This window comes from Bradyrhizobium zhengyangense (assembly GCF_022012435.1).
GTDB lineage: Bacteria > Pseudomonadota > Alphaproteobacteria > Rhizobiales > Xanthobacteraceae > Bradyrhizobium > Bradyrhizobium zhengyangense.
In genome coordinates, this window is record NZ_JAKLUA010000046.1 from 1 (window position 1) to 12,996 (window position 12,996).

Here is a 12,996-nt window from a genome sequence, read left to right on the forward strand (position 1 = left end):
TCGCTCTCTCCTCGGCTATCCAAGGAGGGGGCAATTCCTCATGACGCCGAGGGGGCAGTTTTCCATGGCGCGCGACAGCGTCTCGGCCATCCGGCGTTGATCCCTCGCGCAAGGACTCGCGGAGCTCTTCGCCGGGGGCACTCGGAAAAGGGGCCCGCCTGCGGCGATCGCTATCACTGCCCCGTTCCCGGGTGCCCTCTTAACCGGTCTCATCGCTGCACTCGGACCCGCGTGCCCCTTCGGGTCGCTATGCTCACGCTCTCCGGGTGCCATTGTTTCAGGGCGATGCGCCAATGGCGCACGCCTGATCTGGCCGCGGCCTGAGGCCTCTCAAAGAATCGGGCGGAGGGCAGGCGGATCGCATTTTCCGTACTCTTTCGCTTCTAAGTTGAGTGTGAGAATATCGGGCAGGTTTTGCCGTGATGCGCTATGGGCTCCAGGAGAGGCTCGCGGGTCCTTGTGCTGGAAGCAAGAGGCGAATCTTCTGCGCAACTGATCGACCACTTGGAAAAGGCTGATATGCCCAAGAAGGCCGAGCGTCTTCTCGATAGTGCAGGCCGGCCGCCGCATCTTGTCGATCCCAATGCAGCGCCATTGGAGCAGAGGGGCGAAGCCGGCGCGCTGCCCGAATTCCGCGCCGACGATGAGGATCGGGAGAACGCCGGCGACTATGGCCCGCAACAGCTCGACGCGGCTGAGTGACAGAGCGACGGATGGCTCCTGCCGTCTCGCAGTTGCTTGGGGGCCAGTGTGTAGCGCCGGTCTCCATGTTTATGGGCGAGCGCTGAGAGAGAGAGTTGGGCCGGGAGAGTTTTGAATCGCCCTGGTCTTAAGGAGAGCGCTGGGCGGTTCGACCCGTTCCTGCTCTCCCGAGAAATCCCGTCATGACTGAATCTCTCGCAGGCGGCGCTGTCGCCGCGCCGCTCTCAATGCGTGCCGCTCCCACTCTCGTCTCTGCCGCCCTCAAGGCCGTCCGACAGATCTTGACTGATCTCGAACGCGGCTGTCGCATCGATGCCGCCGACCTGCGCAGCGCTGTGGAAGCGGCTTTCGGCGCCTCGGACGCGGCCGGCGCATGGAGCCGGAAGACCGCCTATGACATCTGCGAGGCGGTGGTCGATCATCATCTCGACGCGAACGTCGCGCCAAGCGTCGTTCTGATGAACCTGCCGTTCTCCGCGGTGGCTAATGTCGATCGACGGACGGCGGATGCCGCTCTTCGGCACATTGCCTCTTCACTTCCGCGTCTTTGCGACGGTGGGCGCCTTGTCGCTATGGCTGGAGCGGGTCTTGCGCTGGATAACCCGGCGTGGCACGAGGCCTTTGTTCGCCTCCAAGAGCGGGGAGGGGTCGTGTTTTCTGCCGCGATCGACGGCGCCGTCTACGCCACAGGGCTCCCGTTTCGCCGCATCCGGATGATGGGCGCATGCCGCATCGAGCTATCGGAATTCGTCGACGCGATGCGCGATCGCCTCCGCGCTAACGGCCTCTTTGGAGAGATCATATCCTGGAAGCTGCTGATGTTCGTGGCCACGGATGCAAGCGGCGTCAGGATATCAACAAGGGTGCTCGACATCTATCCGGTCGCGCGCGTCAGTGAGCGGGAGGCCGCGTGATGTCTCGCAGGGCTTCCGAATTGGCACGCCGTCTCGCGCGCGAGGCGGAGGCGGTATGTCGACACTATCTCTCCCACGGCAAGCGGGCGGGGCGGTACTGGGTGGTCGGCGATGTTCACAACAACCCGGGCCGCTCGATGTTCGTACGGCTCCAGGAATCGTCGAAGGGACCCGCAGGCAAATGGACCGATGCTGCGACCGGTGAACATGGCGACCTCCTCGACATCATCCGCGAAAGCCTCGCCTTGCGCGACTTCCGCGAGGCAGCCGAGGAGGCGAGGCGCTTCCTGAAGCTGCCGCGTATCGAGCAACAAACGGCTCCCAAGCCCGTTCCTTCGATGGCGCCCGCTGGATCGCGCCAAGCCGCCCGCCGGCTTTTTGCGATATCTAGCCCGATCGAGGATACGGTGGTCGAAACGTATTTGCAGTGTCGAGGAATAACCCTTGTCCACCATAGTGGCAGCCTGCGCTTCCACCCTCGTTGCTACTATCGGCCGGACGAGCATTCGGCGATCGAGACGTGGCCGGCGATCATTGCTCGCGTTACGGACCTTGAGGGGCGGATCACCGGAGCGCACCGAACCTGGCTCGATCCAGACGGCTTTGATCGTATTCGTCTCGGCAAGGCTCCGATCGACACACCACGACGGGCCATGGGCGAGCTGCTCGGCAACGCCGTTCGTTTCGGCGTCGTGGACGACGTGCTCGTTGCCGGCGAGGGTATCGAGACCGTGCTTTCATTGCGTTATGTGCTGCCAACTCTGCCCATGGCCGCGGCGCTCTCGGCCAACCACCTCTCAGCCATGTTGCTGCCGTCTAGTCTGCGTCGGCTCTATATCGCCCGCGACGCCGATGCCGCCGGAGATGCCGCGCAGGCTGCTCTCACCAAGCGAGCGGAATACGCCGGCGTTGAAGCAATCGCGTTGTCGCCCCGGCTGGGCGATTTCAACGAAGACCTGCACATCTTCGGTCTCGAGACTCTCCGGGCAGCGTTGCGGCCTCAACTCGCACCAGAGGACGTCGACCGCTTCCTGCATGCGTCGACGGTCGCCTTAGAATAGGCGGTACTTCGATCGACGTTGATAGATCGGTCATAAGGTGGCCATTGCCGGAAGGGGACGCGACCTCGGCCTTCTAGAGGGCGATCGGTCGGCAACCGGACCGGGCCGGCAATGGCTACCCCCGGCTATTTTCCGCCGCGCGCCCGCAATGAGCAGATGCAATGGCTATCAACCGGCGCGCTTTGCATCGCGAAGCAAAATAGCCGGCCTCCGCCATCCTCCGCTGTCGCTTCGGCCCTTGCAGGTTCTAGCCCGCTCCGCCCGCCGTTTGAGTGATCGCCACGAAGGCCGCGATGGGCGCGGCCGATCCGGCAAAGGATCCCTCCAATGACCGACCACGACGACATGGAATCACAGCGCGCCGCTTCTCCAACTGACCACGTCCTCACCGAACTGCAGCTCTTCGGCTACCGCCCCTTCGACGACCAGCCTGACCCACGACCGCTTCCCGAGGGCAAGATGATCGTTGGCGCCGTTGCCGATGTCTTCGACGCCCTGGTTGCGACACTGAGCGACACGCGGCTCGAGCCGGACCTAGGCGATCTACTCTGGTCGACGGTCAACCTGTTCCATCGCGGAGTCGACCGTATCGAACGCCAACTCGACGATAACGAACAGGCGCAGCAGAAGAGCCAGCGCGAGCAGAACGGTTCCGAAATACGGTCGGTCGAACTCGAACGCCTGACGGCCGAAGGCATCACGCTCATCGAGCGCCGCAACTGCCTGGAGCTCTTCCGCGACACGGCCATAGAACGCTTCGAGATGCACACCGGATCGTGCTGGCGCCCTCGATCAGGATCGCTAGTGAACCACCACACGCTGACTGCCGCGATGATCGACTCTCGCGACTTTATCGCAGCCAAGCGCCGCGCCGAGGCCGAGGTCTTGTTACCGTCAGGACCGAAGATCGCACTCACCGGCGGGCTCGACTTCAATGACCACCACCTCATCTGGGACCGCCTGGACAAGGTTCACGTCAAGCATCCCGACATGGTCCTGCTCCATGGCGGCTCGCCCAAAGGCGCCGAACTGATCGCCTCCAAATGGGCGACCAGCCGCAAGGTGCCACAGATCGCCTTCAAACCTGACTGGATCAAACATGCCAAGGCAGCCCCCTTCAAGCGCAACGATGCCATGCTCGAACTTCTGCCGATCGGCGTCATGCACTTCCCGGGCACGGGAATCCAGGACAACCTTGCGGACAAGGCGAAGCGGCTCGGCATTCCCGTCTGGAGGTTCGGTGGCGCGTGAGCGCTGCCTCCTCGGATATTTTGAGTCTCTTCTGGAGCGAATAGAAGTAGCCAGGGGGCGCTTACTAGCGGCCGATGACTTATGCAAATTCCGAGTGCTACGTGGTCAGGGACACCAATGGTGTGACGTGATTGTTGTTTGTGCCGTGGGGGCCACAAGACCGGCGCAACGCCATCTCAAATTTTGATGCCTGGTCCAGTTACTTGGAAAGCGCACCATGCAATCCTCAGCGAGCGATTCGGATATTCATGACGGGAGCCGATATATTATTGATTTCAGCGCCTTATCTGAAGTGTGATCCAATTACTTGCCAAAAACTTGACGTTTGCAAGGTTTTGTATCATATGAGTTCCATGAAAAAGGAACCGCAGCGTCAGGAGGATAGGGCGATCTCGCTTCTCCAGAAGAGGGGCATGATGCGGCTTTCAGAGTTCCTCGAAGAAGGGATTACGGCCGCAACCATTTCCCGAATGGAGCAAAGGGCAGCGGTCAATCAACTCAGTCGGGGGCTTTATCAACTCCCTGATGCGCTGCTGGACGCCAATCACTCACTCGCCGTTGCCGCCAAGCTCATTCCCAACGGCGTCATCTGCTACGGCTCCGCGCTCGCTTTTCATGAACTAACTGACCATGTCCCTCCCTATGTGTGGATGGCGATCGGCCCGCGCGACTGGCGACCCAAGATCTCGCGCCCCCGCATTGAGATCGTGCGTTTTGGCCCCAAGGAGTTCGATAAGGGCATTGAGCGTCACATCATCGAAGGCGTCTCGGTACCGATCTACGTGCCGGCCAAGTCGATTGTTGATCTCTTCAAGAGCGGCCAACGTCCGAGAGCTTTCCACAAGGCGCCAGCAGGCCTTGCGCAAGCCACGCAAGCGATGAAAGACGCGCTTAGGCAACGCAAGGCGACACCTTCCGAAATCGCAAAGTATGCAGTCGAGGCTGGCATATGGAAAAAAGTCGTTCAGCCGCGCCTTGAGACGCTGACCATTGATGCGTAAACCGCCGTAGAATGTCGGAGCTTCCGTTCGCGCCCGCTTGCTGAATCTCTCGAAGGAGCGCAACGAGCCATTTGACCTCCTGCTTACGCAATATGCGCTTGAGCGGCTGCTCTATCGGCTCAGCATCAGCAAGTACAAGGATAAGTTCGTTCTCAAAGGCGCAATGCTATTACGTCACTGGCTCGATGATCCACATCGGCCAACGCGCGACCTGGACCTGCTTGGTTTCGGCGAGAGTGATCCGCAGACCGCGCTTGGCTATTTCAAGGCAATTGGTTCTATCTGCGCTGACGATGGAGTCACGTTCGATACCGGAACGCTTGAGGTCGACGCGGTTCGCGACGATTCAGGATATAGCGGGCTCCGCCTGAAATGCTACGCGACGATTGATGGCGCGCGCGTGCGCATCCTCGTCGATATCGGCTATGGCGACGCGACCGAGCCCGGCCTCAATGAAATCGAACTTCTGCCGTTGCTCGATCAACCGGCCCCCAAACTTCGAGCCTATTCGCCGGAGACTGTCATCGCTGAGAAATTCCAAGCGATGGTCCATCTTGGCTTCGCCAATACGCGATTGAAGGACTTTTATGATATCTGGGTGCTCTCCCGTACATACGAGTTCAAGGACGGCCGTTTCGCACGTGCGATATGCGCGACTTTCGACCGTAGGAAGACACAGATTCCTTCTGAGCGGCCTGACGCTCTCAGCGAGACGTTCGCGAGCGATCCGACCAAGATCCAGCAATGGATTGCCTTCATCCAGGACGTCGCGGTCGATCCCGGTCCTCTAAATGGCGTCATCGTGACGCTCGCGACTTTTCTAATGCATCACGCAGAAAAAGCGCGAAACTTGAAAGACTAGGAGCTGCCATGGTCGGCAGGACCACCATCGTCGGCCTTAACGGCAAGCCCCCTCAAGACTGCTTTCCACCACTGGTGGCCTCGCGCCTGTCCGGACTCTAAAGACAAGGATGGCAAGGTCACGCGCTTGTCCTGAGATGGGATGATCCTGCGGGCGTCGCCAAAGCGGTTCGACGCAATCACCAATGGCCACCACGTCAAACTAAATGGCTCGTCGGCAGGATCGATCGAGCCGCTCTTCGATGATGCCGATAGCGCCTTGCCGTCGCTGGCTGTGAAGTTGGAAAGCCCGTCGTACGTCGATGGCAAGAGCAATGTGGCGATAAGCGGATTACACCGCATGAGATAACTGCCGTCGATCGCAAGCTGATCGACGAAGGTCACTTCAGTTGCATTCCCGCACCTGGCACGCGGAAATGCGACGGACGGCGCTGGCGTTTGCCAAGATGCGTCTTTCTTGCCGTTGTTGCGCAGGCGCCAGCAGCTGTTCGATCGACTGAGGCATGTCCTTGTGCTGCGTCGGTTCGGCCCGCCATGGTGATCTCCGTCAGTTCGTTCATGGGGCGCGTCCAACGCAACCTCGAATGGGCTGATCAGGTCCGAGGGTCGGCAAGCGCCTCGATCGCCTTCCCGCAACGGCTGCGCCTGCTTTTTTCCCCTGCCGCGAAGTGGCGTCATTCCTCGCGGAAGACAAAAAAGCAGGCTATCGCCGTCCTCCGCTGTCGCTGCGGGCCTGGAGGCTGCGGGCCGATCGCTCCCCGGGCCAAGGATCACCATCGAGGCTGCGATAGGCGCGGCCCGAGCAACAAACGGAGACCACAATGGCTACCATCGGCACCTTCACCGCTTCGGACAACGGCTACATCGGCTCGATCAAGACGCTGACGCTGAACATCAAGGCAAGGTTTGCCGCATCCGAGAAGGACAACGACAAGGCGCCCGACTACCGCATCTTCGCCGGTGTGATCGAGTTCGGCGCCGCCTGGAAAAAGATCGCTCGCGAAACCGATCGCGAATACCTCTCGGTCAAACTCGATGATCCGAGCTTCCCGGCGCCGATCTACGCGTCGCTGGTGAAAGTCGAGGGCGACGAGGGTTTCACCCTGATCTGGTCCCGCCGCAACGGCGATTGATCCATCCGGATCATCTGCCCCGCCTCTCCGGAGGCGGGGCTTTTTGCGTTTTTTGCTGCTTTGCACGGAAGTAGGAAGAGCATTGTTTTTGGAAATGAATCGCTAAGGGCTCCGCCCTCGCGCCGGCAAGGGTGAAGCACGCTGCGCGTGCCGGCCGGACCGTATCCCCGGTCTTCCGCGCCAGGGATGTTCACGACGACCAAAGTCGTCAGCGCGCGTACAGACGCGCGCTTATCAAGCGCCCTTATCAGGCGGGTGATCCCCCTCCGCGTCCTGCCGCCCTTGCCCTTGCTACCCCAGGTCTCGCCGACGGGCAGGGTTGCAGCGCAGCGCTGCGCTTCAACCTCAGCCCATAGGAGAACGACCATGAACATGATGAATTTATCGCAAGGCCAGCAGTCTGCTTCTGGCGGCTATCGCGTCGATGTAGCACGCGGCCAGCGGATTGGCCGTGTATCGTCGGAATGGTTCTCGCGGCCGGATGACGAACGTTATTTGAACCTGCCTGACCTCTATGACGCCGTGCGCGGCCGCGCCGAGCCCGCGCAGGCGCGGACGGTGGAAAGCCGGGCTATCCGGGTAGCGGCCAACAGTAACAAGTCCGAGCGACGGGACTTAAGGGTACCTGGCCGTGACGAACCGGTTGCGCCAATCCATTGGACCTTTGGCCAATTGCGCACGCTGGTCGGCGCGCCGACCTCCTATCTGCGGCAATTTCCTGCGGCTCTGTCAGGCATCAACCTGCAACATGGCTTGCTTTCGCACCGCTGAGCTCGTGAAGACCTTGGAGTCCGATAACGGGCGGGTTGAGCTTCGCGCCGTCACCGGCCCGGACTATGGTCGCATCTGGGACCATGAGCTTGTCGCCGCCGTAATGAAGATCGCCGGCAACGGCACCGGAGACACGCGTTGGAAGGTGCCGGGCGTGCTGGATTGGTCCACGATGACCCACAATCCCTTTGTGGACGTGACCAAGGACACGACGACGCTTTACGCCAGCGACCACGACGTATTCCTGTTTCTGGTCGATGACACAAATCCAATCGAGGCGGGGCGCTTAGCGGATGGATCGCCGGACTTGTATTTTCGGGGATTTTACTGCTGGAACAGCGAAGTGGGTAGCAAGACGCTTGGTATTGCGAGTTTCTACCTTCGCGCCGTCTGCATGAACCGCAATCTGTGGGGCGTGGAGAACTTCGAGCAAATCACAATCCGGCATTCGAAATTCGCGGCACAACCTTTTGCGCATGAGGCGACCCCTACGCTGACGAGCCTCGCAAATTCATCGCCCGCGCCATTCGTGGCTGGGATCAGGGCGGCTCGGGAGCGGATCGTTGCCCGGACCGACGAGGACCGGGAGACCTTCCTCCGCAAAGGCGGGTTTTCCAAATCCGAGACGGCGAAAATCATCGAAACCGTTTTGGGCGAAGAAGATCGCAAACCGGAAAGCATCTTTGATTTCGTGCAGGGCATCACCGCTTTTGCTCGCGGTAAGGCTCATCAGGACACGCGGCTTGAGCTGGAAAGCAAGGCAAAACGCTTGATGGAGCGTGCAATCTGACACTGTGAGCCGCGCAATCGGGAACGGTCGTGCGGCTTAGCTCAATGCCTGATGCGCCGCCGCCGATCCGGCTTGCCGGATCGGCGGCGGCGACGCGTATCCGCGTCCGGCGCTCGCCGGGCCTCCGGCCCGGCTCGCGAAAGGTCAAGATCGAACCTTGGACACTTTCTCCTCAAGTAGATCTGCAGGCCGAACCTCCAACGCTTGGGCGATCTGCCAGACGGTGAGCAATGTCGCGTTTTGCAGCCCTCGCTCCATGCTGCTTACAAAGGCCCGATCGACGCCCATGCGTTCTGCCACGGCCTCTTGGCTCAAGCCAAGGGCTAGTCGAAATCGACGCGCGTTCGCTCCAAAGGCCTTGCGAATATCCATCCGTAGGATAGGAGGCAATCGCGTATTTTGGCGCTACGTGTTATAATACGCGGAGCTCGGATGCTGAGCGTCACGGACGGAGGGTTTCGATTGCCTGAAATGTGGGAAACGCGGCTTCTTGAACGCTCGGCCGGGCAGGTGGCATGCCATATGCTACGACAGGGAACTGTTCGAGCCGAGAAGGCTCACGCCCGGCGATATGATTTTCGATCCCGCGTATATTGTAGTCACTGATGTCGACGCCACCGCTTGATCCTGACGTCGCGGATGTCGCGCCGAACGAGCCGGCGCTGACGGCCTATGACGAACAGCATGTCGTCACGTACATTCGCCTTCTGCAGGCGGAGGGTCAGGGGGCGGACTGGCGGGAGGTCGCTCGAATCGTCTTACACGTCGATCCGGAGCGAGAGCCGGAACGTGCGCGGACGGCATATGAGAGTCATCTTGCACGCGCCAAATGGGTGACCGAGCAGGGGCGTCTTTTGCGCGGCGCCGGCTCATAATAGAAGAAAATCGTCGCCTAGAGACCTGCAGCCAAAACTATTTTCTCCCGCTGACTGGTGGTCATTCTCATGCACCACGTGGTGCCAAACTAGGGGCTTCCTACAACCGCCTCGTTCATAACTATTGCGCCGCAATCCTTGTTAGCTGCGTGCAATGGGACGGAAGCAATGCCTGAATTCGACTGGCGATCGCCGGATTCGTCCAAGGGCCTGGGGAACGCTGAGATCACTCACATCGCCTGGGAAGGCCTTCGTATGAACGTTGACTACCAATGGGATTACGAAACGATGATTGCGAACAGCCCAAACGGCGAAGTGACCGAGGAATTCAGGAGGAGGTGGGGCATCTGCTTTCGCCCATGACCCGCAAAGGTCCTCCAAAGAACAGGCGATCTTTTGGACGCCTGAGGTTCTAGCATCCGTCGTTCCAGTGGCAACCGCCCCGGCTGATTCTAGCAAGTCAGCGTCTCAGCCACTTCTCGACTTTACAGCCGGACAGGTGTGCCGCGCCGTCGACGGCTGGCACGCGGTGCTGCGCGTCGGCTCGGTCGAGCATCGCATCTGGTCGAAACAGCCCTTGAACGCAGGCGCTCACTATGTAGCCGAGTTGCGCTTAGACCGCGACTTCGAGGCGCGCGCGCACGCTGCTACCCGGCTGTGGCGCGCGATGAATGGACGCGTTCCAGGACCCGCCTTTCATCGGTTGTTTAAACAGCGGCGCGAACGATTACGCGCGGCCGCCGCGTACCACGCCGGCGCGGCCTATCGCAGTATCGCAGCGGCTCTGTTCGGGCAAAAGCGCATACCGGATCGCGCCTGGAAAACGCACGATCTGCGCAGCCGAACCATCCGTCTCGTACAATGCGGCCTCGAGTTTGTGCGCGGAGGCTATCGCAAACTTCTGCGGCCCAAACGCAGGGACGAGTAGCGCCGTCCAGGGGGGCGAATATCGCCCCCTCAATATTCGGCATACCCCTCGGAGAACCTGCTTCTCCATGATGACCGCTCACGCGCTGGCGCCGCCGTGCGTGGTGCGCTGTCATCCTGGAGTTCTCAAATACCCGATCCGATGGCCGGTCTACCCCCGCGATTCCTGCGTACACCTGAGGCCGCGCGTTACCTTGGCCTCTCCGGTCGCACGCTGGAGAAGCACCGCACCTACGGCACCGGACCAACATATCGGAAGATTGGCGGACGTGTCGTCTACGCCGTCGATGACCTGAAAGCGTGTGCCGACCGCGGCGCCAAGACGTCGACATCGGATCCCGGCAAGGGGACCGTGCTGCCCGCCAAGAAGCATCCGGCCCTGCGTCCCTATGCAGGCCAGGAACGTCGCTGATCGCCGCGTGAAAGCAGTGACTATGCGGCGCAAACACCATTCCGAGCGCGACCAGCTTGAGCTCTTTCGAGCGCAACCCGGCGATCTTGCACTCCGCGACGCGCAGGATCTGATGGCATATCCGTTCTTCTCACTCGCAAACACCAAGCGGATCGTGCCGATCGACTTTCGTGCAGGTGCGATCTCAATTCGTGTCGAATCCGTGCCGGAACACGGCATGGCAACCATCTGGGATGCAGACGTTCTGATTTGGGCTGCATCCCAGATCGTCGAAGCACGCGACGCTGGCTTGAAGACGTCGCGCCTGATGGCTGCAACGCCTTATGAGATTCTAACGTTTGTCGGCCGTGGCACCAGCGAGGAACTATGACCGGCTGAAAGCCGGTCTCGACAGACTTCAGTCAACGACCGTGTTGACGTCGATCCGCCAGCCGGCAGAACGGCGGCGGCATCGCTTCTCCTGGATCAACGAGTGGAAGGAGACGGCCGATGCAAATGGCCGCCCACTTGGGCTGGAGCTGATTCTGCCGGATTGGTTCTACGCTGGCGTCATCGATGAAGCGCTCGTGCTGACGATCGATCGCGCCTATTTCGATCTAACGGGCGGACTCGAGCGGTGGCTCTACCGGCTCGTACACAAGCACGGTGGACGCCAGGACGGCGGCTGGAGCTTTGATCTTCTGCCTCCATGCCAAGTCCGGCATCCTCTCGCCGCTCAAGCATATTGCCTACGACGTACTTCAGATCGTTCAGCGCCAGACATCGCCCGGCTATCAGCTCGTGCTCACGCGTGATTCGAACGGCAGCGAGCGACTGAACTTCGCGCTAAAGCTGGTTGATCCCTTAACGGCACGCTTGCGCCGGCGCGGTCTCATTCCAAATTCGAAGGACAACCTGCGAATCAGCTCGTGCTATCGAGGACCGCAACCCTCGTGCTATCGGGGACCCGATCCTCGTGCTATCGGGGACCGGAATCGAGCTTAAGAGCTTGTTTCTCCGCGGTTTCCAGCCGCTCTAACTTTGAGGCCAAACGGGCGCAACAGGCCGCGGATCATGTTCTCCATATCCAGCACCTTACCGAGCAGCGCCTTGCGTCCGACCGGCAGCGCCCGCAGCGTCTGCGCGCCCTCCGATTTGACATGGACCGCACGGAACCAGCCGGTTCGCATCATTTGCGCGATGCCCTTGGCGTCGTTGCGATCGGTCTTGTTCAGCATCGCGTTCAGTGCCGCCTTGGCATGCCGGGTCTCAATGCAGGTCACAGGGAGGCCCTTTTCGGCGAGCGCCGTGAACAGCCAGGCCGAGTAGGAGAACGCCTCCAGCCCGACGCGCTTGAGGTGAATGCCCCATTCCGCCAAAAACAGCTCGATCGCGTCCGGATCGGTGTCGAGTTTCACCTCCCGGATGATCTTGCCGTCGCCGTCCACCACGCAAATGTTGGTCGCCTCCAGCGACACGTCGAGCCCTGCATAGAAGTCCATCATGCGCCTCCACCGCCGACCGCCGGACCGCACCGCGCGTCCCGTTCGCGAATCGTTGTGAGGCATTCTCGCCGCAGCGCGGCCGGCGAGGGGACACGAGTCAGTACCCCGGCTAACAAGAAATCCTTCGGATTTCTTCTAACGGACCGGGCCGAAAACCTCGTTGAAGCTGACTCGCAGCCGAAGGCCACCAGTCCTGTTCGGCTTTGCAAGCCGCACCCGCTCTTCGCCGAGCCCCAAACTCACGGCTGCCAACTCCAGCGTCTGGGAGCCGCGGCATGAGTGATCTCACGGAAGTGGAAGTGCTGTGGCTCGACAAGCGTATCGACAACCGGATTCGGTTCGGTCGTATCGTCAAGGAACGGAATCTTGATCGTCATCGGCGTGTCCTGTCATTTGCGCCCGGCAGCATCTTTGCCTTCGTCCGATGGACCTCCAACGACTTTGGCACGATCATTTCGCGGATCGATATCTTGCGCGCGGTCGCATCGGGACAGCGCTGCTCGACCGTCCCTTATGTGACACCCCGCGGAGAGATTTTGCTGCGCCTGTCGGGCTGGCCGAAGGTTGAGCGTGTGCTGCAAATGACTGATGCCGTTGAGGCACTCGGCATCGAGCCAGCTGATGTCGCGCCTGATCATTGGCATCGTGTTCATAACCGCCTGGACGAGACGGCCGTGTGCGTGGTGGATGACAAGGGCCAGGTGGCGCTGGAGGTTGCAGTGGTGACCGATCCGGAAACGATCAAGGCGGCGCTTGCGCCGTATCTTGGCCGCTTGCGGCGGCTCGGTCACGAGGCGGGCTCGCTGTCGCCCTG

Annotated in this window: 15 protein-coding genes and 3 pseudogenes; 14 read left to right on the plus strand and 4 right to left on the minus strand. The window is 60.8% G+C overall.

The window, feature by feature from the left end; translation table 11 throughout:
- Positions 1-519: 519 nt before the first annotated feature.
- The 6 genes and pseudogenes from L6637_RS41335 to L6637_RS41360 all read left to right on the plus strand — a co-directional run bounded on the left by L6637_RS41335 (position 520) and on the right by L6637_RS41360 (position 5,791).
- Complete coding sequence (locus L6637_RS41335; protein ID WP_237874330.1) at positions 520-702, plus strand: hypothetical protein; 183 nt, start codon at positions 520-522, stop codon at positions 700-702.
- Positions 703-884: 182 nt separating this feature from the next.
- Positions 885-1,388, plus strand: a pseudogene (locus L6637_RS41340) (hypothetical protein); the annotation flags it as partial.
- Positions 1,389-1,615: 227 nt separating this feature from the next.
- Complete coding sequence (locus L6637_RS41345) at positions 1,616-2,677, plus strand: DUF7146 domain-containing protein (protein WP_237874331.1); 1,062 nt, start codon at positions 1,616-1,618, stop codon at positions 2,675-2,677.
- A gap of 327 nt (positions 2,678-3,004) precedes the next feature.
- Positions 3,005-3,928: a DUF2493 domain-containing protein gene (locus tag L6637_RS41350; RefSeq protein WP_237874333.1), complete on the plus strand. Its 924-nt coding sequence runs from the start codon at positions 3,005-3,007 to the stop codon at positions 3,926-3,928.
- Between the two features lie 353 nt (positions 3,929-4,281).
- A complete protein-coding gene (locus tag L6637_RS41355; RefSeq protein ID WP_237874335.1) occupies positions 4,282-4,929 on the plus strand; it encodes a type IV toxin-antitoxin system AbiEi family antitoxin domain-containing protein in 648 nt (215 codons plus the stop codon).
- A gap of 37 nt (positions 4,930-4,966) precedes the next feature.
- Positions 4,967-5,791, plus strand: a complete 825-nt coding sequence (locus L6637_RS41360; RefSeq protein ID WP_237874337.1) for a nucleotidyl transferase AbiEii/AbiGii toxin family protein — start codon at positions 4,967-4,969, stop codon at positions 5,789-5,791.
- Here L6637_RS41360 and L6637_RS41365 read toward each other — a convergent pair.
- Positions 5,788-6,174 carry a hypothetical protein gene (locus tag L6637_RS41365; RefSeq protein WP_237874338.1) on the minus strand — a complete coding sequence of 129 codons (387 nt, stop codon included), beginning with the start codon at positions 6,172-6,174 and terminating at the stop codon, positions 5,788-5,790. The genes L6637_RS41360 and L6637_RS41365 overlap by 4 nt on opposite strands.
- Positions 6,171-6,350, minus strand: a complete 180-nt coding sequence (locus L6637_RS41370; protein ID WP_237874339.1) for a hypothetical protein — start codon at positions 6,348-6,350, stop codon at positions 6,171-6,173. The genes L6637_RS41365 and L6637_RS41370 overlap by 4 nt, the downstream gene beginning before the upstream one ends.
- Before the next feature lie 261 nt (positions 6,351-6,611).
- Here L6637_RS41370 and L6637_RS41375 point away from each other — a divergent pair, with 261 nt between their 5' ends.
- On the plus strand, positions 6,612-6,923 hold the full coding sequence (locus tag L6637_RS41375; protein ID WP_237874340.1) for a DUF736 domain-containing protein: 312 nt from the start codon (positions 6,612-6,614) through the stop codon (positions 6,921-6,923).
- Between the two features lie 366 nt (positions 6,924-7,289).
- Positions 7,290-8,484 (plus strand): annotated as a pseudogene (locus tag L6637_RS41380) (DUF932 domain-containing protein).
- Between the two features lie 144 nt (positions 8,485-8,628).
- On the opposite strand, the gene L6637_RS41385 reads toward L6637_RS41380, so the two are convergent.
- Positions 8,629-8,856 carry a helix-turn-helix domain-containing protein gene (locus L6637_RS41385; protein ID WP_237874341.1) on the minus strand — a complete coding sequence of 76 codons (228 nt, stop codon included), beginning with the start codon at positions 8,854-8,856 and terminating at the stop codon, positions 8,629-8,631.
- Between the two features lie 233 nt (positions 8,857-9,089).
- Here L6637_RS41385 and L6637_RS41390 point away from each other — a divergent pair, with 233 nt between their 5' ends.
- From L6637_RS41390 to L6637_RS41410, 5 genes and pseudogenes are all read left to right on the plus strand, one after another.
- Positions 9,090-9,359 carry a DUF2285 domain-containing protein gene (locus L6637_RS41390; RefSeq protein ID WP_237874342.1) on the plus strand — a complete coding sequence of 90 codons (270 nt, stop codon included), beginning with the start codon at positions 9,090-9,092 and terminating at the stop codon, positions 9,357-9,359.
- A gap of 168 nt (positions 9,360-9,527) precedes the next feature.
- Positions 9,528-9,722, plus strand: coding sequence for a transcriptional regulator domain-containing protein (locus tag L6637_RS41395; protein WP_237874343.1), 195 nt, complete (start codon positions 9,528-9,530; stop codon positions 9,720-9,722).
- A 166-nt stretch (positions 9,723-9,888) separates the two neighbouring features.
- Positions 9,889-10,287: a DUF2285 domain-containing protein gene (locus L6637_RS41400; RefSeq protein WP_333909337.1), complete on the plus strand. Its 399-nt coding sequence runs from the start codon at positions 9,889-9,891 to the stop codon at positions 10,285-10,287.
- A gap of 129 nt (positions 10,288-10,416) precedes the next feature.
- Entirely contained in the window at positions 10,417-10,698 is a 282-nt protein-coding gene (locus L6637_RS41405) for a helix-turn-helix transcriptional regulator (protein WP_237874350.1), read from the plus strand.
- A gap of 22 nt (positions 10,699-10,720) precedes the next feature.
- Positions 10,721-11,595: pseudogene (locus L6637_RS41410) on the plus strand (replication initiator protein A); the annotation flags it as partial.
- Positions 11,596-11,678: 83 nt separating this feature from the next.
- Here L6637_RS41410 and L6637_RS41415 read toward each other — a convergent pair.
- Positions 11,679-12,182, minus strand: a complete 504-nt coding sequence (locus tag L6637_RS41415; protein ID WP_237874346.1) for an IS110 family transposase — start codon at positions 12,180-12,182, stop codon at positions 11,679-11,681.
- A gap of 299 nt (positions 12,183-12,481) precedes the next feature.
- Between L6637_RS41415 and L6637_RS41420 the strand changes: the two genes are divergently transcribed.
- Positions 12,482-12,996 (plus strand): DUF2840 domain-containing protein (locus tag L6637_RS41420; RefSeq protein WP_237874348.1); only part of this gene is annotated, 515 nt, incomplete at its 3' end.